Annotated in this window: 20 protein-coding genes and 1 pseudogene; all 21 read right to left on the bottom strand. The window is 39.0% G+C overall.

Features of this window, described 5'->3' with window-relative positions; translation table 11 throughout:
- Positions 1–124: 124 nt before the first annotated feature.
- Entirely contained in the window at positions 125–556 is a 432-nt protein-coding gene (locus BK120_RS03440) for a hypothetical protein (protein ID WP_076266033.1), read from the bottom strand.
- A gap of 815 nt (positions 557–1371) precedes the next feature.
- Positions 1372–1686: an ArsR/SmtB family transcription factor gene (locus BK120_RS03430; protein ID WP_076266031.1), complete on the bottom strand. Its 315-nt coding sequence runs from the start codon at positions 1684–1686 to the stop codon at positions 1372–1374.
- 92 nt (positions 1687–1778) lie between these two features.
- The gene (locus tag BK120_RS03425) at positions 1779–2258 is read right to left on the bottom strand and encodes an SRPBCC family protein (RefSeq protein WP_076266030.1); all 480 of its coding nucleotides are present in this window, start codon (positions 2256–2258) and stop codon (positions 1779–1781) included.
- 74 nt (positions 2259–2332) lie between these two features.
- Positions 2333–3601 carry an FAD-binding protein gene (locus tag BK120_RS03420; protein WP_076266029.1) on the bottom strand — a complete coding sequence of 423 codons (1269 nt, stop codon included), beginning with the start codon at positions 3599–3601 and terminating at the stop codon, positions 2333–2335.
- 384 nt (positions 3602–3985) lie between these two features.
- Positions 3986–4471, bottom strand: a complete 486-nt coding sequence (locus BK120_RS03415) for a DUF5412 family protein (protein ID WP_076266028.1) — start codon at positions 4469–4471, stop codon at positions 3986–3988.
- Between the two features lie 42 nt (positions 4472–4513).
- Complete coding sequence (locus tag BK120_RS03410; RefSeq protein ID WP_083681547.1) at positions 4514–5782, bottom strand: glycosyltransferase family 39 protein; 1269 nt, start codon at positions 5780–5782, stop codon at positions 4514–4516.
- A gap of 222 nt (positions 5783–6004) precedes the next feature.
- Positions 6005–6451, bottom strand: a complete 447-nt coding sequence (locus BK120_RS03405) for a DinB family protein (RefSeq protein WP_076266026.1) — start codon at positions 6449–6451, stop codon at positions 6005–6007.
- Positions 6452–6473: 22 nt separating this feature from the next.
- Complete coding sequence (locus tag BK120_RS03400) at positions 6474–6998, bottom strand: GNAT family N-acetyltransferase (protein WP_076266025.1); 525 nt, start codon at positions 6996–6998, stop codon at positions 6474–6476.
- A 644-nt stretch (positions 6999–7642) separates the two neighbouring features.
- The gene (locus tag BK120_RS03390; protein ID WP_076266023.1) at positions 7643–8584 is read right to left on the bottom strand and encodes a hypothetical protein; all 942 of its coding nucleotides are present in this window, start codon (positions 8582–8584) and stop codon (positions 7643–7645) included.
- A 258-nt stretch (positions 8585–8842) separates the two neighbouring features.
- Positions 8843–9913, bottom strand: a complete 1071-nt coding sequence (locus tag BK120_RS03385; RefSeq protein WP_076266022.1) for a polysaccharide deacetylase family protein — start codon at positions 9911–9913, stop codon at positions 8843–8845.
- 491 nt (positions 9914–10404) lie between these two features.
- Positions 10405–10989, bottom strand: a complete 585-nt coding sequence (locus BK120_RS03380) for a hypothetical protein (RefSeq protein WP_076266021.1) — start codon at positions 10987–10989, stop codon at positions 10405–10407.
- A 2-nt stretch (positions 10990–10991) separates the two neighbouring features.
- On the bottom strand, positions 10992–11471 hold the full coding sequence (locus BK120_RS03375; protein WP_076266020.1) for an RNA polymerase sigma factor: 480 nt from the start codon (positions 11469–11471) through the stop codon (positions 10992–10994).
- A gap of 253 nt (positions 11472–11724) precedes the next feature.
- Positions 11725–13224: a malate:quinone oxidoreductase gene (locus BK120_RS03370; protein ID WP_076266019.1), complete on the bottom strand. Its 1500-nt coding sequence runs from the start codon at positions 13222–13224 to the stop codon at positions 11725–11727.
- 742 nt (positions 13225–13966) lie between these two features.
- Entirely contained in the window at positions 13967–14299 is a 333-nt protein-coding gene (locus BK120_RS03365) for a hypothetical protein (RefSeq protein ID WP_083681545.1), read from the bottom strand.
- Between the two features lie 160 nt (positions 14300–14459).
- Positions 14460–15158: a GNAT family N-acetyltransferase gene (locus BK120_RS03360; RefSeq protein WP_256710768.1), complete on the bottom strand. Its 699-nt coding sequence runs from the start codon at positions 15156–15158 to the stop codon at positions 14460–14462.
- Positions 15155–15382 (bottom strand): hypothetical protein, encoded by a 228-nt coding sequence (locus tag BK120_RS35855; protein ID WP_256710767.1) that lies wholly within the window; start codon positions 15380–15382, stop codon positions 15155–15157. Before BK120_RS35855 ends, BK120_RS03360 begins: the two co-directional genes overlap by 4 nt.
- 157 nt (positions 15383–15539) lie before the next feature.
- Entirely contained in the window at positions 15540–17933 is a 2394-nt protein-coding gene (locus BK120_RS03355; protein WP_076266018.1) for a polyprenyl synthetase family protein, read from the bottom strand.
- Positions 17934–18325: 392 nt separating this feature from the next.
- Positions 18326–18814, bottom strand: a complete 489-nt coding sequence (locus BK120_RS03350) for an SRPBCC family protein (RefSeq protein ID WP_076266017.1) — start codon at positions 18812–18814, stop codon at positions 18326–18328.
- Between the two features lie 96 nt (positions 18815–18910).
- Complete coding sequence (gene trxA, locus BK120_RS03345; RefSeq protein ID WP_076266016.1) at positions 18911–19231, bottom strand: thioredoxin; 321 nt, start codon at positions 19229–19231, stop codon at positions 18911–18913.
- A 37-nt stretch (positions 19232–19268) separates the two neighbouring features.
- Positions 19269–19691 carry an RrF2 family transcriptional regulator gene (locus BK120_RS03340; protein WP_076266015.1) on the bottom strand — a complete coding sequence of 141 codons (423 nt, stop codon included), beginning with the start codon at positions 19689–19691 and terminating at the stop codon, positions 19269–19271.
- Positions 19692–19734: 43 nt separating this feature from the next.
- Positions 19735–20606: pseudogene (locus BK120_RS03335) on the bottom strand (NAD(P)/FAD-dependent oxidoreductase).
- Positions 20607–20653: the final 47 nt, after the last annotated feature.

The following is a 20653-nucleotide window of genomic DNA, read 5'->3' as shown; positions in this document are numbered from 1 at the left end:
ACGGGAAGGTAGCTTGGTCTTGAGTTCTTGTCCAATTCCTCTTGATGTGCCGGTTATTAAAAAATAGTTCATAAATACACGCCTCCAATATTAAAGTTTTGAATTAGGAATTTAAAGATGCCTTTCAATCAACTTCATCTAAATTAATATTTAATTCTATGGTCTTACTTTCACCATTAATGGAAAATATGGTTTGAGTGTAAAGAATTTGATCTTCAGGTGTAATATTAATCATTTTGTCCTTATCGAAACTGTATACTTCATTGTTAGCTAATGGCTTTGAGATACCAACAAAACTATAAATAATATCTGGGCGATTAGATCGTTCTCCGACGACTGCTCCAGTCAAAGGGTCACCATGGATGATCCCGATTGAACTATCACCTGTATTTACCAATTCGGTGTGAATTTTAATTTTCGAAGCTTCTTCTCTTTCCACTTTGACTCGAACTGTAATGGATTCGGACGAAACCTCCTTAATTATTGGCTTGTAATCTTTGCTTCGACATCCCATTATGAACAGAAGAAATATACATAATATGATCATAGGCTTCATGTAGTTCAATCCTTTCTGCAAAATCAAGAAATGAGACTCTAATTCCAACGCTCCATTACTGGGAACAGAAAGCCGCTTAGAATTCCGGGTACGCAGTAGAAGTAATTCCATTCTAATCTGCCGACACAGAGGGAATAAATCATTGTGGAAATCATCAACCCGGTAAATGCGTGAGCAAGCATGGACGAAATTAATCTCCTTTTCTTAATTCTGAGTAACAGATCAATTAAATAAAAAGCAGGGCATAAGCACAAAAGAATTAATATCCACAGTGACAATATCAAAAATGACAGCACGTACACAAAGAACATTATATGGACCTCAATTAAGAAGCTCAACGGATAAATACACATAAGGATCAACGAAACAACCACTGCAACCCAGAAACTATTTAATGCAGCATCATGAACTCTCTCCAACGGTACTCCCTCCTTCATCCCAATCGAAATTTTCAATATGAAAAATTTACTTTGCGTTATTTGTTAGCCTCATGAATTATTCTAATTCTTAAGGTCAAGAAGCGAAAATTGCTAAAAAAGTGTTATTGTTTCCTGAATTATATCCCCATTCCCAACGTAATTAATAGTTCTATCATTAATAGTACCCTGTCATTTTTCTCTCTCTATTCTTTAAAGATAAAAAAATAAGCAGCCCGTCGAAGCGTCTGCTCATCCAAAATTATCATTGTTCTTAGCTATCCATTAGTTCAATAAGAATCGATTTTCGAAACTTTGTCTTCTTCTATGGTGTAACACAGAAAAAGCCAGGATAATCTCCTGACTTAATCATGGTTAATGTAAGTTTTAATCGAGTATCTATTCTTCCTCTTGGTCAAGGAATGACTGGAGATCGTCAAGCTTGCTGGACCAGAAATGACGATATGACTCCAGCCACCTATCGACTTCTTGAAGCGGCTCTGGGCGTAAGGAATAGATGTTTTTTTGGGATACAGATCGTACCTCTACCAATCCAGCTTCTCGCAATACTCTTAGATGCTTAGAAACGCCCGGTTGACTTAATTGGCACTTATCTACAAGTTCTCCAACTGATCGCTCGCGAATGCGCAATAGATCCAGCATAGACCGTCTGTGCGGTTCCGACAAAACTTCAAATATATTATTACTCATCATTTGATCCTCTCTACTCGAATGCGCAATAGACAATGGATTTTAATTTGATGTTCTAATCGCTCCAAGAGCATCAGCATTGTCTTCCATACAACTCAATTCATTATCGAAGCATATTTCTTGTGCAAGTCTTTAAATCGATCCGAAGGGAAGTCGACATGCTTTTCATGAAGAATCATATCAATCATGTCTAGATGCACATGCCAGCCTGCCAGAAAATCAGCAACTTCAGCGGACTCGTAAAACGTATGAGTCAGATGAAGATGGCATCCTTTATCATCGTCATGCAGCTCCCATCGAACCACTGATTCTCCTGAAGACTTCTCTATCCAAGTGTACTCGAGCTCATTTGGGGGATTGACCATAGTGAACTTTCCATGAACCAGATCCCCATTCTCCCAACGAAATGTAATCTTTCCGTTAACATTCAGATCAAATTCAGCATTCGCAGTTAACCAATTGGCAATCTGATTGGGACTTGTTATCGCCCTCCATACTTTTTCTATCGAATGATTCAGAAAACGCTCGAACCGAACTACACTTCTTCCTTCATATTGTAGAAGCTTACCGTCCATTCAATCCCCTCCAGAATTATAATTACCATATTATATTATATACATTACCATATGGTTATATAACTGTAAAGGAATTAATGTTTCTCCATAATGTAGTTTTTCAAGAAGTCGTTGCAAAACTTTCCTTGAGGATCGTTTTGAAGTAGTAATTGCCGGAAGTCAGGCAACTTCTCATATAGTGATTGAAGATGGGCTGGCGGCGTGGCAAACAGCTTTGCCCAATGTGGACGAGCATGGTAAGGCGCAATCTGTTCCTCGATCATCGGTAGAATTTGTCTGACTGCCTCCCAATCCGCCTTCCATGTAAAGTGAAAAGCAACGGATTCCTGCTTATAACAAGGACTCATCCACAAATTGTCTTCCGCAATCGTACGGACCTCTGACACATAAAGATGTGGCGATATGAAATCACGTATCCGGTCAATCGCACATAGTGCTTGATAGACATCTTTGCGCGGCACAAAATATTCACTCTGTAGTTCCTCACCAGCACTTGGCGTGAAATCCATGCGGAAGTGCGGTAGCCTTTCATGCCATGGCCCGGGAATACCAAGCTGCTCACTGCAATTCTCTGCAGAATAACCTGGCACTGGATGTCGTGGTACACTTGAGAGCTTGGATCCAAAAAATTCAGATTCCACTTCAGCGTGTTCAAAACCTGGTAACTTATGCTTTTGCCAGACTTGATTGAATGTAGAAGTTTTCCAATCCGTAAAAAGACTAACACTATAAGCGCTAGAGAATATTTCGTCAAAATGGTCTTTAAGTTGAACTAAAGGCAAATGATCAAATACAAATTGACTCATCTGGAATGTAGGGATTATATCTAGAGTGATTTTCGTAATCACACCGAGCCCTCCAAGCCCCACTACCGCCCCGGCAAAGAGTCCATCTTGTTGTTCACGGGAGAATATGACCTTATTCCCATCCGCTTTGACAACTTCCATGGAATGAATCGCCGAAGCAAGATTAGCGTTCTGGTCACCGGAACCATGTGTGGCCGTTTGGCATGCGCCTGCAATAGTAATATGGGGCAACGACGCCAAGTTGTGCAAAGCATAACCGAATTCATACAGATATTGACACAGATCTCCGTATCTAATACCTCCCTCGACTGTAACCTTATTGTGTTTAGTGTCTAATGCAAGGATTCGGTTAAACTTTTGAAGAGAGATGAGGTTCTCGTTACAATCAGCGATTCCATTGAACGAATGACGAGTGCCAAGTGTCTTAATTCGATTGCTTCGTGCTACTATTTCTTGTATTTGCTCCAATGTTTCCGGAACAAGGAGTTCTGATGCGCTATACCTATAGTTACCTGCCCAATTTCGATTATTTTCCATAAACATATACCCCCACTACTTCTGATGAAAGATTTGTCAAAAATATCGATATGTTATAAAAACATTCTATATATTTTGGAAGTATCCTGCACGCAGAGCCGTTCTGGTGAACATTACATCAATTATACCTGTAATGCCCCTAGGTCTCTCATGCTTAGAAGCAGCTTTAGAAAAAAAAGGTACAGCTCCTCATATTTTTAGAGGGGCTGTACCTTTTCTCGGAATAATTTGAGCATTAAGCTTTGGTGTACCGTTTGCAACATGAAGTATGCTAAATACTAAGACCATAATTAATCAAGCCAATGTATCTTAACATTTGTAAATGTAAAATAGTAGAGACGTACTTTCCCGAAGGATAGCTGTCCTTCTCTTTTTACGTTAATATCAGAAACCAATCATTTTAAGAATAAATGGCACCTGAATGTCATCGGCCTTATAACAATTTTCAAACTTGTCTTTTAACAATAGACTTCGACAAGCAGCTCCAGATTCTTCATAAATATCGGACTTCACATTCAACTCTATATTCCTATGGTCATTATATTCCGGACTTTCATTCTTAATTTTAAGAACTTCTGCGGATTTCCAATTCATAGAAAAAATGTCTTTATGATTGCTTGAATAAATCGTTTTTTTCTCGCCTGTTTGGCTCTCTTCAACCTCGACAAGATACAAAACGCCACCTGCTGCGCCACCATAAGGGATATAATATGCACTTGCATTATATTCACCATTCGGAGATTTGGTCGGACCACTAAATATGACAGCATTATTATTAAGAGCTTGAAAACTATAAAAGTATCGATTATAACCTATTAATAATAAAATACTGATTGCAATAAATAGCAAGAAAGCATATCTTTTTTTCATAAATCCTCCGATCTATTTCGATTCCCGTGTAAGTTGAAGCCTTTAAAGGTTGGCAGTAACATTATTTTTCACAGTCGTACTTTGATACTTTGCAATCGCCCAGTCGATAAAAAAACCTGCGCTCATAAAGAAAAGAAACACATTCGGGTAACCATACCTATTGAATGCGACAAAGGGAATATAGATTACAGTAAAGTAAGCCAATGAAAGCAATAAAAATAAATAGGCAATTTTCTTTTGCCGGAAGGCTCGTTTAAGTGTAAGCAGTAAACCTGCTGCTCCAAATAGCATAAATACGACATGATAGATGCCCGCGATCCAAATATTTAAACCAAATACCGTTTTCCAATAATAAGGAGCCGTATATAATCCAAATATTTTATCAATCGTATACCATTTCAAGTATTTTAATGGTTGATTTTTAAAGCCGAAGCTTACAATCTTTTGTGCTGTTTCGGCTTGAGCAGCGTCAGAGCCTGCAAATAAATTTTCACTGATGCCCTCGTATTCTAGATGGGTGTCGAAGAAGGCCTTTGAGGGTGCCTTGTTATTAATAAGTGCGCCTAATAACATCGGATTGCCTGCTGACTGCGTGAATGGAATGAATTTATCAAATGTGACGTAATTCCGTATCCACCATGGTGATAGCAAAAGGATCAACGTTAGCGAAATAACTGATGTATACTTCACTATAATTTTCCAAGATATCTTTTGCACAAGCCATAAAATGAACCAGACAACGGGAAAAAGTACCGCATGCGGTTTGAAATAACACGCTAGCCCAACAATAGCGGCCGAAATAACGTAATACCTCGTTTCCTGTCTCCTTAAGGCAAGAAGGCTAAAGCAAATAAGCAATATGAACAGCGTGCGGAACATTGTCTCCGACAAAATGGCGCCTGAAGAAAAATAATCGGGCAAATAAAGCGCGGTTGCGATGCTGGCTATTATAGCAGCTCTACTATTAAACAGCTGATTAGCCGCTATAAAAATCAAATAGATCGAGAACGCCTGCAGGGCTGCCATTAGGACTCGGAATGCCGCAACCCCTCCATCTCCTTGTCCGAAGATGAGCATGAGACCAGCCATTACAATTGGCATACCTGGCATGATGAAAGCAGACGGCTCATCGCCGCTGTTATAAGTAATCGTGTGCTTATTCAATAAAATTTTAGCGCTATTTATATATTTGACGTCGTCATTATTTTGTTTATCATATGACCCAATGAGAAAGTGATCGCCATACAACAAAACAGATACGGTGCTAATCGAAAAAACGAGAACGATAACAATGAATAAAGTAGTGCGCATAGGACGAGAGACATGATTAAGTTTAAACAGGATTTACACACCTTTCTCTTACAAATACGAGGGGTACAGACTATTTTTATCATATATCACTATGACCAAGTATTGGAGCCATACGGTCCTTAATTTTAATAAATAATAAAGAGCAGCTGCCATGGCAAACTGCTCCAGAACTAAAGTATAACTATCGATTACCCGTAATTCAAATAGTAACTATTGATATTTCTATCTCACAAAAGAAATATAATCAATATTGACAGGTTCAAAAGCATTTGCTCGAATTTGTAAATTAATTTGTCCTCGATGATACTGACCATGTAGTGCTACATGAGTTAAAATATCTCGTGTGGAAGTTATAAACTCTTTACCTTTACTGTTTGAATATGATACTAAGTTATCTAAGTCAGCGTTTGTGATTTTAGTGAGAATATTTTTGAAGCTTTCTTCATTCTGTTTAATAAGTGTTGCACAGGATTCTAGATCACCATCTGACCAGATAGGCATTTGTGAACTGTCCATTCCTTGTATTCTAGCAATCCAAACTTGTTCGGCATATAAAATATGAGAAAATAACCGCACGAGTTGATCCTCGACTTCTACATTTTGCAAAGTTTCTAGAATACGTTGATTTGCCCAGTTTAGATGATCATACATCTTTTGGATTGTTTTCATTGATTCCATCCTTTCATTAACTTCACTTTATCAAAGAGTAAATGTTTGTATCATAAGCAATACCATTTTGATACATATAGTTTTTCAAAATTCCTTCTTTTTCAAAACCTAGTTTTGTTAATAATTGATTGGATTTTTTATTATCAATAAAAACAATCGCGCCAATTCGTGTTAACCCAAGTTCGCTAAAACCATATGCTATAACTTTTGAAATGGCTTCTGTTGCATATCCGTTTCCCCAATAATCAGGATGAAGCTCATAGCCTATCTCAGCTCTCTTATGTTTTAAAGACAAAACATTAAAACCGATGGTCCCAATCATTTCTTTTTTACTTTTTATATCTATTCCCCATCGAATGCCTCGATTTTCTTGGTAGCTTTTCGCGAAAAACGCAATGAACGGTTCTGCTTGTTCGATATTTATTAACGTATCTTGTCCATAATATCGTGTCACATCATGATTGGAAAAGCAATGAAAGATGCTGTGAGCATCTTCTTTAACGATTTCTCTCAATTGCAATCTTTCTGTCTCTAGAATCGGAAACACTCTATCACTCCATTTATATAATATTAATATGTATTCCTATTAGATGGTTAGCGCAGCAGTGATTGCTCATGTTTTGGATAATATTCAAAAAACAAATATTTCCAATCACTCATGAAGTCACTTTGATAAATTCTATTGTAAAAGCAAATCTGTTCATCCCAGAAATCTACAGAGTTGCATTTGTATTTACCTAAAATGAATGATGGATAATTATGGACTGAACTAGCCATAATGCTTATTTTTTTTGTATCCTGATGATCAATCACATGTATTAAACTTTCTATTATGTATTTGATCGGGCCCATGCTCTGATATACCCTTTCTATGTTATGAACCCTATTGTACAACCTTATTCTTTTGAGTTTTGAGATAATAGTTGCTTTGTATCGAGGATCTTCAATTAAATTCAATTCATTAAGTAACCTCTTAATTGAGCGAAAATTAAATTTGGTTTCTTCATGTAACCAGCATCGATACTTAAGTAAAAGTTGAAAAAGTAAAGGGTTCGTTGGATCAGTCCTAATAAAGATGAAAAGATAAGTCAATGAATCCATTACGTTTGCAGCATACATCTTCTCAAAAATGATAATCACCTGCTTAGTAGGAATTCGATAATTTCGAGTCCTTTGAGAAAGGCCGAAACTTCACAAAATGAGCCTATCCAGACCAATTGCACTAATTAAAAGCCGCTCTTTCCTGCTGCCTAACATATTTTGTGTCCAATCTACAAAACCGCCATCGCCAATAAAATACTCCGTTTCGCCTATTATTGTCTTTAATGTGAATTGTAATCCTTTGTAATACTGGTTTTCCATATTCGGCTCACCCCTGCTTACCGACACATTCATTGACAGATCATTTCCATGTTTTATTAGCCTTGAGATTAAACCAGCTGAATCTTTGTAACCACTGCGTTCACTTAAAATGATCTCGATGTCAGATCCAAACAGCGTTTTAAATATATTTTGATACACTTTTATATGCTCCCATAATGATTGTTTTTCGAAGCTATAGGAACCTTCATCTAATCCAGACGTCACCATACAAAATAAATGGAAATGAGGCAGCATCCCTGGAGCATCTCCAAAGAATTGCGCTCGGACATGCCTATGGGTTGTAGAGAAGCGAATAAAATTATCTCTCTTATCATTTGAATCATTTGATTTAAGTAATTTACTGATATGCAGGGCTAAGAGATTAGTTGCATCTGATACAACCTCCGTTCCTCTTAAAGCGGAAATTGCTTTGTTTTGATCAACCGTTCCTAGCACAGACGAACAGCCCAATGGTGCTACGGGAGATAATTGAATTGGCGAAAAAGAATGTTTTGAAGCAATATCTAAAACATCCAACTCCAACCTCTTAAGCAATAGCACATCGACGTCAGCTGGGTGCACAAAACGGTTATTCTTGTATCTTTTAAAAAGATCATTTGGAGAAGATGTTTTTGTTTTCTCGCTGAATACTTTTAAGAGAAGTGAATTCAAGTCACTGGAGGATATCCGATCAACTAAAAGATTAATTAAATCAGCTTGATCTAGTTTTCGCAGTATTCTTTCAAGATCGGCTGTAAGGGTAGGTTCCATTAACTTCACTCTCCTTGATAACAATCTATTGGTTATTAATGGATAATTATATGGGTGACATTACTTTAGGTCAAGAACTAAACCAATATTGTAAATGATCAATCTTTTAGCTTGAAAAATGACGATAAGTTTTCTTCAGTTTTTCAACAGTGCTAATCATAAAAATCCCGACGGAGAAGCTCCCGCCGGGATTTAGTGGAAAATACGATTTGAATTTAAATCAATAACTAAATCGCTTCCTTTACTGGTTCGAGTTATTTACTGAATTTCCAAATAATCAATGTAAACATCCCATGTCCCGTTATCGGAGGTGCAAACGAGCTCAATTTCTTGATTACCGGTTCCATGGCTGACATTGCTTATGGTATAGACCGCGGGACTACTGCCTCCGAAGTAGAAGGTCCCCTTCGTCACCCCGCCTATTTTCAAGTCAACTCTTGCCATATTGGAATTATTTGAAGCACCACGGAGTGAGAAGCTATGAGTTCCGCTCGTGAAACTCTGTGTGTATTTGACCAAATCATTGTTGGCGTATAAAGCAACACCAGCGAACGGCGAGCTGATATTCCCGGTGTACTGACCAGCTTTGGTCATGCTTTCGGCTTCCTTTTTTGTACTTGTGCTTGGAGGAGTAGTTGTACCGCCACCGTCAGGCGCAACCGCTCGGCCGGTGCTTGTTGAAATCATACCAGGGCAAAGTCCACGGCTCTTAAGGTTCTGAGCAATCTGGGGGATTGCTTGGAGCGTAGTCTGGTATTGATCATGCATCAGGATGACATCGCCGTTCTGCAGTCTGCCCGCAGCAGCTACGATCTGTGCGGTGGTGGCGCCATTCCAGTCCTGTGAGTCAACGTTCCACAGCACCTCGGTTAGACCATTTTGACTCTCGATTGACTTCAAAGTTGCGTTAGTTTCGCCGTACGGCGGGCGGAACAATTTTGGTGCAGCTCCGGTAGCTGACTGGATCGCTTGTTGTGTCCGCGTAATTTCTGATGACATCTGCGAGCTGCTCAATGTGGTCATGTGAGGATGTGTATAAGAGTGGTTCCCGACCCACATGCCCGCATTCACTTGGTCCCGCACGAGTGAAGGGTTATTTTGGGCGTTTTGCCCAAGGTTGAACATCGTTGCACGCAAACCAGCCTGCTTCAGAGCATTGAGCAGAGATGTAGTGTTACTGGCATTTGGGCCATCGTCGTATGTCAGACCTACATATCCATTCGGGCAGTTGGCATCGGCTGCACTGGCAATAGGCATTATCGGGATGGAGAACAACGAACTGAAGAGTGCTAGGGCCGCTGCCCCTTTTATTAGTTTTGCTTTGAACATGGTAGTACCTCCTCGTATTAAAATACGAGTATGGTTGTTCGCGTCACTCCGTACCGCTTAACTCTCTCTACTAGATTTGGGGTTTTTACTGAATTTCTAAATAGTCTAGGTAAGCGTCCCATGTCACGTCATCGGAAGTTACAATTATTTCATCTGTATTCCTCCTCTTTTTTTAAATTGCAATTAGTCCCACATGATGCTGTACAGCCTGCAATAGGCTGCTCAAGCCTCACGCCCTTCCATATATTAATTTGAAAGCGATTACAATAATTATCTTAACAAAACGTTTCTTAATCGTTTACCTGTAAGAATTTAGTTCCTACTGTAAAAAACTTAGTTTTTGGTGGTTGACACTGGAAATGGAGCGATCCCAAAAAGCATTTACGCTGAGCGGTCTTTTTTTTGATATTTGATCGTCTATTTTATATAATGCAGCTAGCAAAAAACCGCATCCATAGGAGGATGCGGTTAGTATGTTAACAGCAGATAGATCAAAAATTATTGAAAATGACGTCGGCTGTTACCTTTCCGCTCGTGACGTCTCCCGAGGTGAAGCCAGATACCGTGTTGCCCACTTTAAATTCCTTGCTTACCAGCTGCTCTGAAATATCAGGAGCAGTTGGGCCTGTTATGCCGTAAGTCGTTTGTTCCGTAACTGTCACCCACAATTCGCCAATTCGAAAGCTTTGGCCGTCGGTACTTACCTCATCAATCACACCATCAATGTTTACCCTGTGTTTTGCTGAGGTCGCTGGTCCAGGACCTTTATTCTCAACGGTGCCGCTTGGATTGTTCGTGACCGCACCAGGAGAATTACTGCCTGCGTCTTGGTTTACTGCATAAACGCTTAGAGTCAATACCGCACAAGCCGCAATGCTGGTTGCCCAGATCATCACTTTGTTTTTCTTTACTTTAGAATTAATTGTTTTCATAGGAATCTCTCCATTTCGTATGCTGTTATTATTGTTGTCAATTTGTTTGTGCTTCTCCTGGCTTAAGCGTTCAAGTGTACGTTCTTGAAAGTCTTCACTTATTTTCACTTTGGACATGGCCGATTTATAACTTGATTTTTTCATTCTCACAAATCACCGCCTATCACTTCTTTAAGCTGTTTACGCCCTCGAGCGAGCCAAGTACCTACCGTCGCAGGTTTGGCATGAAGTATATCCGCTATTTCTTCCAAGGAATAACCTTCGTAATAATGCAAATGGATCGGGACCCGATATTTTTTATCCAATGATAATACAGCCTGCATGACCATGTATTCATCCTTCGGTAGGTTAGACAGGTTGTCCGGTATGGGGTTTCGACTCTTAAACCACCCCGTCTTGAGCAAGTTTTTACATTTATTGATCGTTGTACGGATTAACCAGGCTTTCTCATGTTCGTCACTATCAAAGACGGGGGATTTTTGGAGATAGGCTAGAAATACTTCTTGCGCTACTTCCTCCGCGTCAGCAATATTTTTGAGATAAGCAAAAGCTATCTTGACCAGGCTGTCGGAATAGTTGACCACGGCTTTGCGGACGGATTCATTGAGCTCATATGAATCGTTCACTTGATGTCCCCCTTTCACTAGTAATACAATCGAGCAGCCCGTTATTTTTCACGCTATAAAAAAATTTGGGGAAATTGCTTTAAAAGGGAGCAACAAGTTTTTTATTAGTATGTCCTCTCACCAAAAATGGTAACATTCAAGCAATATTAACTGCAGCACCTGTAAATTCAATAAAAAAAGAACCTTCAATCTATAATTAGATCAAAGGTTCTATATTTATTTTAATGATATTAAATAATTCACATCAGAAAAACTAACTAAAAGCCAGCTCTTTTTCACTCAGGCCTAGCGAGTCAGCTGTAGAAGTATGAATTTCGTGCAGAAGCTCTGGATTTTGCATTAGTGAAACGCCATAAGAAGGAATCATTTCTTTAATTTTGGGTTCCCACTCCTTGATATGTTGAGGGAAACATTTTTTAAATACTTCAAGCATAACGTGAACAGCAGTTGAAGCACCTGGCGATGCGCCTAGCAATGCTGCAATCGAACCATCAGCAGCCGTTATAACTTCCGTACCAAATTGAAGTGTTCCTCTGCCGCCAGCTTCAGTATCTTTGATAACTTGCACACGCTGACCAGCTGCTACTAAATCCCAGTCTTCCGTTTTGGCGTTAGGGATAAACTCGCGCAACTCATCCATGCGCTTTTCTTTGGATAGCATAACTTGTTCAATTAGGTATTTTGTCAATGACATGTTTTTTGCGCCTGCGGATAACATTGTGATGAGATTATCCGGTTTTACGGAAGTAACCAAATCAAACATTGAACCGGTTTTCAAAAACTTAGGTGAGAATCCGGCAAATGGACCAAACAGCAAAGATTTTTTATTGTCGATAAATCTTGTATCCAGATGTGGGACCGACATTGGAGGAGCTCCAACTTTGGCTTTGCCGTAAACTTTTGCATGATGCTGTGCCACAACATTCGGATTATTACAAACCATAAATATTCCGCTTACTGGGAATCCGCCAATATGTTTACCTTCAGGAATACCGGATTTTTGCAATAAATGCAGGCTTCCGCCTCCGCCTCCGATAAAAACAAATTTTGCAGTATGCCGTTCGACGTTGCCGCTGCCATTGCGTACTTTCAATTCCCACGAGCCGTCGCTAGCACGTTTAATATTATCAACGCTATGTTTATATTTGAGATCAACGTTTTTACTTTTTAAGTGGTCAAACAGAATGCGCGTTAAAGCACCAAAGTTGACATCCGTACCAGAGTCAATTTTGGTTGCTGCTATAGCTTCATTTGATTTACGATCCTTTATAATAAGTGGGATCCATTCCATCAATTTTGCAGGGTCATCGGAAAATTCCATCCCTTTAAACAATGGATTAGTGGACATGGCTTCAAAACGTTTCTTTAGAAACGTTACATTTTGTTCGCCTTGGACCATACTCATATGAGGTAATGGCATAATAAAATCTTGTGGATTACGGATTAGCTTACTATTTACAAGGTAAGACCAAAACTGCATGGAAAGCTGGAACTGTTCATTAATTTGAATCGCTTTGCTAATATCTACAGATCCGTCTGGCTTATTTACAGTGTAGTTAAGCTCGCACAGTGCTGCATGCCCTGTTCCTGCATTATTCCACTCGTTAGAGCTTTCTTCTCCAGCACTCTCGAGCTTCTCAAACACGGTAATTTTCCATTCCGGTACCAATTCTTTCAGAAGTGTCCCTAAAGTCGCACTCATGATTCCGGCACCAATCAAGATGACGTCTGTTTTATTTTCTCCGTTGCTCATTTTTACCATCCTTATATCCTAAAATTTGCATAAAGCATGTAGGCGCTTCTGTATAGGCGTTACACTAAGCCAATGCTCGACCCAGTCACACACCTTTTCTGTTTCAATTAAAACCATATCATATTGTTTTGTAATTGATTATAGATTAAATGATCTGCGATTATCAGATAATTATAAGCTATTTGAAAGCTGGTGAAAAGTGAAAAGTCCGTTTACAAGGCTCTAGGAACACACAAAGCAAAGGCAATAACAAAGCTTAATGGATCGATTGAAGCTTTTGTTTGCCGCCATGTGTTACTAGCATCATTACATTTTTTCCGATACTTGCGGTATGGTTCACTGTATTTGATGTTAAACTAATCTTCTATTAGTTTCAATCTAAACGTTGCTACTTCTCTGCTTCTGAGATTTTCAAGTATACAAATTGTGAATAATCTGCAACGTTTATATGAAGGAGTAGATATATTTCACAAAGTTGTTCAGCTTCCCCATTAAATACCTTTAGAATTTCAACAATTTATATTCATATCTTATTGAGGCTGGAGCCTTTTTGACAACATTTAAGGTAATTTTCTGTTTGTTTTGCCTGTCTGTCGTATTCTGTATGTATTGTATATGTATTTAAGAAGAAATCATCACTTTGATCAGTTAAAGTAATCTTGAAAACAAGCGAAAGACCCATAAGGCAACCGCTTCATTTGCGAAGCGTTGGCTCTTACGGGTCTTTTTTAAAATTTTAGAACTATTTTTTGGAACGTTTTTTGGAAGATATTTTAGCACGTTTTCTGCGTTTTAAGCCTGAAACCATGACATTTTTTTCTGATTGCGTGTAATAATGCTGATAGACAGGACAACAATGATGCTTCTTCACCGTTTCAATATTTTGAATAACATTTACAAGCTGCGGATGGTAGATGTCCTCATATTGCGTAATTGGAGGATCATAAATCGTTTGCGTTGGACAATCCGGACAAAAGTTAGCCGAATTCGCACCTTCTACCATACCCATGTTACTACCCATATTACTACCCATGTTCATGTTATTACTCATGTTATTATAATCGTTACGGTTCACAGAATTATCTCCTTCCTGTTTTGGAATACACCATATTGTATTCTCAAGAAGACAAAACGACCTGTACGATTGACATGGAAGACGATGGCCTATGCTGTTCCTGCAGGATGTAGAGCATGATATTTACCTTGTACTGATAATGTTTGAAAAAAGTGTTTCATTATGAATGAGAAGTTAATGGAAACAAAATATGTTCTGTTTTATCTTCCAATGAAGGACGCACAAACAATGTGTCCTCACTCTCTGCTAATAACTCGACATGAATGTTTTCATTATCGTAATCGGGTGTAAAGTAAAAATGAATAATCTCTGTATCAGCAGTAACAAGGCTGTTTAAAATAACATCATAATCAACTTTTTGAACGCTGATGATATCATAAAGATGAAGTTGTTTATCCTCGTGCTTAAAAATAACAATGGCATCAACTTCCTCGACATAATAAATCGCATCATTGAATGCATAAATAAAATAAAACAGCAATAGATGTTCATTGTTTTTTACACCCATTATTGGGGATACAGGTATTCTTTCCTTAGCAAACAGCTCCATCAACCGATAATCATTGGAGTTATTCGTATGTAGCTTGCGGTAGGGACGGGTTGCTTCTGGTTTTAATTCTAAACCTGAAATGTTTAGCGTAAACCTACTTTCTTGCGTTTTATTAAACCCAAATCTAGGATAATAGTCTAGAACCGAATCATTAGCAAACAAGTAGATAAAGTCATATTCTTGTTCATATTTCTCGATAATATGGTTCATCAGTTTGCCTGATAATCCTTGATTTCGATAGTCGGGATGCGTCATAACGGTACCGATTTGAATGGCTTTGTACTCTTCACTGTTACATATAACCGTCATCTTGCTTGCTGAGGCATTGGCAATGACTTTACCTTTATCGATAAAGGAATAACATATATAATTTTCGTTCCAGCCCCTTTTTCATCCCATTTTTCGAAATCAAGTCCAAATACCATTTTAGCCAACTCATTAAAGCTTTCTTTGTAGGTTGAAATGTCTTTATAGTCATTAATGAATTGGTAATTAGTCATATTAACTTCGTTCACTTTATCTTCCCCTTCCATCCTCATCAACCTTTTGCTGACTGTTTCAAACACCATTAAAAAGAAAAAGCAGTCTCACAGTGACCATGTGTCACCGATGGACTGCTGTTTGCTTATTCAAATTGTCGCACTATCTAACATGATCGCTCGAGTCTTCCTCAAGGCGTTCGAATGTAATTTAAAAATCCCGACTTATAATATAATTCAGCAGTTGCTTTAGAAAAGCAGGATTACGTGGCATCTCCTTTAATGCTTCCATTGCAAGGCAGAAGTGTTCCCACATCTCTTTTCTAGCTCCATCAAGACCAAGGATGGTTACAAAAGTCGAGTTGTTGTTCTCTACATCCTGGCCAATAGGTTTACCGAGTAACTGTAAATCTCCTTCCGAATCAAGCAAATCATCTTTAATTTGAAAGGCTATGCCCGCATGATAGGCGTACTTTTTCAAAATCGCAATTTCTGACGGTTTAACCTGAGCGAGAATAGCAGGCATAACAAGTGAAGCTTCAAATGCAATTCCGGTTTTGTAAAAGCACATCATATTCAGCTGCTCCAATGTTAATGCTTTTCCTTTGGAATGCAAATCCATCGCCTGCCCCATGCACATTTCTCCAGCTCTTTGGGACGAATATTGCATTAAAGTAAGTACGGTTTTAGGATCAAACTGTTCAAGCGATGATTGCTCTTCAATCGCCTTCTGGGTAAGAAATAGGCCGGTTAATTCCGCGGTGGCACTATCATGGACCTGGTGCAGCGTAGGACGCCCTCTGCGAGTAGAGGCATTATCCTGCGTTGGGAGATCATCGAAGATTAAAGATGCGGTATGCATATACTCTAATGATTTTAAAAGCGGCACGATCGTCGAAGCATGCAGTCCATATTCATTTATACCCATGACCCAAGCCAATATTGGCCGTAATCGTTTGCCATCTCCTTCAAGACTGTAGTTTGCAGCATCAATAAGCAGCTCTTTCATTGGAGGTATTTCATTACTTTTGTGAATCGGCAATAGATTGTTGATTTGCTCGCGAGCAGCTTTGACAGTTGAAAGGAATTGTTCCTTTTCATTGCGATTGCTTTTTAACACCGTTACCATCTGATCCCGGAGCAGTTTATCGAAGAAATCCACATCATCCGCTTTTTGAACCACATGTTGGATAAGACGATTGAAGTCTGGATCTCCTGAAGCAAACACCGCCATAATTTCGTTATATTTCTCAGTACCTATACGTTCTTTCAACCTCTTTAGACCATTGAAGGCACGATCAAGAATCACTTCTCGGGTTTTGGCATCGGAGTAGTATACGCTGTGAATTAAATAAGAGATGACGGACCAGTATAACTCGAAGGGATTGATTAGATCTGAGCGCTGCTCATGGTATTTCAAATAATAGGTATAGGGTGTTACCGCCCCGTCTTTCATATCATCAAACATATCTGCTAAATCATCTGCCAGCTGATTATAAATGCCATAATAAAATGTTCGATTATCAAAGCCTTCATCCAATGAAGCGCTAATGACAGAACGGACGATGAGCCTTGAAGATGAGGATTTTAAAATGATAGGCAGGTAAAGGTCTTTGTTGGTGTAAGTTACATTCGTTAGATCCTTGACACGGTCCAAATCCTGAGAATGAAAAAACACGTAAGATTGCTCGAAAAAGGTTTGTTGTGTTTCAGGTCGTTGATATTTTTTAATATACTCAAAAGCGTCACTAAGCTCCGCGTGTACGTATTGGACAAATTTAAAGTTATTGCCGGACCATTCACCTAATTGTGGAACAGATCCGCTTAGAAGTGAAGTACGGATCATAGTGGAATATTGTTCTTTCTCCTCAGCCTTTAGGACACCAGAATCAAGCAGATCGTCGATAAAAGGATAGGTTAGTCCATAGGAGTAACCAAGTCTGACGGATTCGTCTAGTCTCCGGGCACGCTCAGCAGGCAATACTTGATCATCCATTTCTTCAATTACATGAAGCATTACGCCGATTATGATTTTGATCAGCTTGCGCACCGCATGCTCGGAACTCATTTCCTTTGGGATATTAGAGGATACGGATTTTAGTTTATTTATTACCCAGATTATGGCGTTTTCTATGCCTTCCTTCTGTGCCCACCGATACAGCCCCGCCAAGGTCATAAAATCAGGCTGCTCTCCCCCGTTAGTTGAAGAGGGTTGAATAAAGTGACTTTTGACGTCAGCAATCACTCGTTGAATTCTCAATTGTGTCTCTGGAGAATCCAAAGCTTTGCCTAAATCCCTCATATAAATATAGGAAACGCTTCGATCCAAATATTCATCCAGTTTTCCCGAATAATTCAGCCACCATATGTATCTATGATAATCCCGAGAATCCGGTTTTTTCTTTCCTTTCGAAAAAAAGGATAACAATGAATAATGTTGGATATGGTTCTTTTTCCACAATTGAATATCTTCGGTTAGTGTAGTTACATAAGTTTTATTTTTCACTTGTTCATTCAATGTTTCAAAATATTGGGCTGCCTTTTGCTCTGCAAGCTGGTACCAAGTATCTGCTTGAGCTGTATACTTATCATTCATACGACGCATAACCTCGACTTATAGTTATAATAAAATGACTGGGAAATGTAACAAAATAACTGATTTGAAGCCTTAGTATAGTTTCCTGAAGCACATAAGACTAAAAATTATGTTGACTCACTTCCTTCGAGGAATTTGGAACTATATGCGTCGAGCAAATAAGTTATATTTTACACGATTGTTGGTGGTTCAACAATTTTTTGGTAAAAATATGTAGCGAGAATATCAAGTTGCACATGTTGTACAAAGTACTGAGATACATTACGCAAAAAGGCTCGACCCCGTTCCATTTGAGCCCAACTAACAAAAAAACAACAAAGGTCAGGATGATCATCAACAATGTGAGATCAAACTAACCTTTGTCGTTAAGAGTTTTTTTTGTATCACGTTAACTAGTTGGTTTATACCATTAATAAGTAATCTGCCAGTTGATTAAACGTCACTTTATATCCTTCGTGAACCATATCTTGTGATGCCTCTAACGTTTTGGCTTCCTCTTCAGTTGGAGATACTGCTGCCCCTTCCATAGTAAGAATGGTTTTGTCTCCATCTTCACTGAAAATAAAAGTGACTGAAAATTCAAGAGGCCAATTGGCGTCAAAGGGTGCACGCACGGTGTTACCTTTCTCATCGGAAAAGGAATTGGTATACACAATTTTCTCAGGTGAATTAACTTCATGATAGATAAACTTGACCCACATCTCGGTTCCGTCTGGTGCGGTCTGTTTGTAATGAAATAAACCACCTGGGCGGAGATCGAATTTTTTAATGTCAAAAGCCCATCCTTTTGGTCCCCACCAATTCAGTAAATGTTCTGATTCTGTAAAAGCCTTAAAAACAAGGTCACGAGGAGCATTAAATGTATGAGTCATTTTAATTTTTGTAGTCATCTGAATCCTCCATTGCGATTATATTAACCTTTTGATAGGTGAGTACTACACACCTGTTTCCTCTATCATGATCGATTAAGCCTATAATGCGGGCTATTATTTAATATAACCAGAAATAAATTGTTCCAAGCCTTCTACTGTAAGGACTCCGCTCCTTTTATCAACAGGTATTCCATCTTTAAAGAGGATTGTAGTAGGTATACTCATAATTCCAAATTGTGAAGCCATCGCTTCACTAACATCCACATTTACTTTCACAATTTTTACATTATGGCTTCCTGCCGAATTAAATGTTTCAAGAATGGGCGCGAACATAAAACATGGTCCACACCAAGGAGCCCAGAAATTAACTATGGTTAGCCCCTCGTTTTGAATTTCATTTTTTAGTGTTGTATCCGTTCCATGTATAATTGTCATGGTTATGTCTTCCTCTCCAGTTAGATGATAGATTTGTTTAATTCGAATTGCTTAAGCTGCTTATCATGTCAGTTGCTTTAATTTCCTTTAAGTATGAAATCGTACATTCATCGACTCCAAGCATTAATTTCGCTAAGCTGTCATTTATAGATGTTGTCCATTGACAGAATGTAACGGTTTGGCTTTTCTTTACCTCTCTTACTGCATCGTAAACATCAGCCAATGTTATATCAGATCCAGGATGCTTTAGTTTATATCCGCCGTCTTGACCTTCCTTAGCTTCAACCATCCCAGCTTTCTGCAATGCGGACATGATTTTTCGTAAATAAGCGGCATGGACATTCAGCTGTTGTGCCATTTCTGAGCTAGTCAACGTTCCACCATGCTCTGTAAGTAGCAAGATGACACATAAAGCTGCCCGAAATTTTGAAGACCCAATCAAATGATTTTTTATTTGCAAATAGTGCTCCCTCCTATCGTAGTGTGACTGCATTTAAGTTTCGTTAAATGAAGTCTTCTTCTGCTAACTCCAAATTTACGCTCATCGCTATTCGACTGCCGTCAGCCGCAGCAAAAACCAATTGGGATGGCATGAAATAGGAAGCATCACCAGCGATATAAAGACCGGGTACTGAGGTTTTTCCCTTTCCATCCGTTTGAATTCCTCCCAACTCCGTTTTATCACAGCCCAATTGTTCTCCGAACCGCGTGCTTGAAATAAACTTAGGAGTAACGAAACCACCAGCTCTTTCGATGGTAGTCCCATCTGAGAAACGAATATGCTCAAGCTTCCCATTTTGTCCGACGAATGCTGCAATGGGCTGCCCCATGATTGCGATCCCCTTTCGTTGGAGCTGTTTTTTTTGTTCGTTCGACAGGTTTTCATTCCCGTTTGTACAGACAACTAAATCCTTGCTCCAATTGAGAAGCAGCTTCGCTGTATGAAAAACAGCCGGATATTCCGACCAACCGTCGCAATAAGGGCAATTAAACAAGCTTTTTCCATAAAGCGGGTAAAAGCCTTCGATCTCAGGAAATATTTCTTTTACTCCTGTTGCCAAGATCAATTTACGTGTAGGAATGCGTAATCCAGATGAATCAAAAGCTCAAATCCGGCTTCAATTTTGCTGACCGAAATCACCTCATCTTGCCTATGATCGACTGATGGATAACTCAGCACCTCTTCATAAGCAATGCGGCGAAACTCAGCTGGTGTAACGCCATCTCTTGTTATAAAGCCATGCGATGAATGAGTAACAGCATTTCTTGGACGATTGTTGTCGATCAAAGCAACGCTTCTCCTTGCCCTGCCAAGCATAAGTGCGGCATTTAACCCTGCTGGTCCTCCGCCAATAATGGCACAATCATAATTCATGTAGCTCATCTCCTACTAATGGGATATTAAAGACTCTTTATATCTAT

Source organism: Paenibacillus sp. FSL A5-0031 (genome assembly GCF_001956295.1).
Classification (GTDB): Bacteria; Bacillota; Bacilli; order Paenibacillales; family Paenibacillaceae; genus Pristimantibacillus.
This window is presented reverse-complemented; position numbering and strand designations above follow the sequence as displayed.

Bases quoted from the DNA above. Each gene is read 5' to 3' on its own strand.
- BK120_RS03440 (WP_076266033.1), bottom strand. From the start codon at position 556: ATGAAGCCTATGATCATATTATGTATATTTCTTCTGTTCATAATGGGA.
- BK120_RS03430 (WP_076266031.1), bottom strand. From the start codon at position 1,686: ATGATGAGTAATAATATATTTGAAGTTTTGTCGGAACCGCACAGACGG.
- BK120_RS03425 (WP_076266030.1), bottom strand. From the start codon at position 2,258: ATGGACGGTAAGCTTCTACAATATGAAGGAAGAAGTGTAGTTCGGTTC.
- BK120_RS03420 (WP_076266029.1), bottom strand. From the start codon at position 3,601: ATGGAAAATAATCGAAATTGGGCAGGTAACTATAGGTATAGCGCATCA.
- BK120_RS03415 (WP_076266028.1), bottom strand. From the start codon at position 4,471: ATGAAAAAAAGATATGCTTTCTTGCTATTTATTGCAATCAGTATTTTA.
- BK120_RS03410 (WP_083681547.1), bottom strand. From the start codon at position 5,782: ATGCGCACTACTTTATTCATTGTTATCGTTCTCGTTTTTTCGATTAGC.
- BK120_RS03405 (WP_076266026.1), bottom strand. From the start codon at position 6,451: ATGAAAACAATCCAAAAGATGTATGATCATCTAAACTGGGCAAATCAA.
- BK120_RS03390 (WP_076266023.1), bottom strand. From the start codon at position 8,584: ATGGAACCTACCCTTACAGCCGATCTTGAAAGAATACTGCGAAAACTA.
- BK120_RS03385 (WP_076266022.1), bottom strand. From the start codon at position 9,913: ATGTTCAAAGCAAAACTAATAAAAGGGGCAGCGGCCCTAGCACTCTTC.
- BK120_RS03380 (WP_076266021.1), bottom strand. From the start codon at position 10,989: ATGAAAAAATCAAGTTATAAATCGGCCATGTCCAAAGTGAAAATAAGT.
- BK120_RS03370 (WP_076266019.1), bottom strand. From the start codon at position 13,224: ATGAGCAACGGAGAAAATAAAACAGACGTCATCTTGATTGGTGCCGGA.
- BK120_RS03360 (WP_256710768.1), bottom strand. From the start codon at position 15,158: ATGACGGTTATATGTAACAGTGAAGAGTACAAAGCCATTCAAATCGGT.
- BK120_RS35855 (WP_256710767.1), bottom strand. From the start codon at position 15,382: ATGGAAGGGGAAGATAAAGTGAACGAAGTTAATATGACTAATTACCAA.
- BK120_RS03355 (WP_076266018.1), bottom strand. From the start codon at position 17,933: ATGCGTCGTATGAATGATAAGTATACAGCTCAAGCAGATACTTGGTAC.
- BK120_RS03350 (WP_076266017.1), bottom strand. From the start codon at position 18,814: ATGACTACAAAAATTAAAATGACTCATACATTTAATGCTCCTCGTGAC.
- trxA (WP_076266016.1), bottom strand. From the start codon at position 19,231: ATGACAATTATACATGGAACGGATACAACACTAAAAAATGAAATTCAA.